The sequence below is a fragment of the Acidisphaera sp. L21 genome (assembly GCF_009765685.1).
In the GTDB taxonomy this organism is placed as follows: domain Bacteria; phylum Pseudomonadota; class Alphaproteobacteria; order Acetobacterales; family Acetobacteraceae; genus LMUY01.
The window spans coordinates 11,850-12,058 of sequence record NZ_LMUY01000017.1; the positions used below are offsets into that span (position 1 = coordinate 11,850).

At 56.5% G+C, this 209-nt stretch carries 1 protein-coding gene; it reads right to left on the reverse strand.

Annotation, left to right across the window (positions count from 1 at the left end; all coding sequences use genetic code 11):
* The coding region (locus GSQ76_RS31030; protein ID WP_158742791.1) for a DUF3597 family protein at window positions 1-209 on the reverse strand (209 nt) is incomplete at both ends.

Genomic DNA, 209 nt, shown 5'->3' on the forward strand with positions numbered 1-209 from the left:
ATGCTATCGGGAACTTTGCCGCCGTTTTCTTCGAGCTTCTGCACCACGGCCTTGTGGAGAGCGACGTTCTCCTCAGCCGATCCATCGGCTCCGACGTGCACATTTAGCTCGGTGGCAAGTTGCTTCCGGGCATCAAGGCTGGAGTCCAGATCGAGCAGCTTGAGCAGATCAACGATCGAACTCTGATAGTTCCCGCCACCGACTTTCTG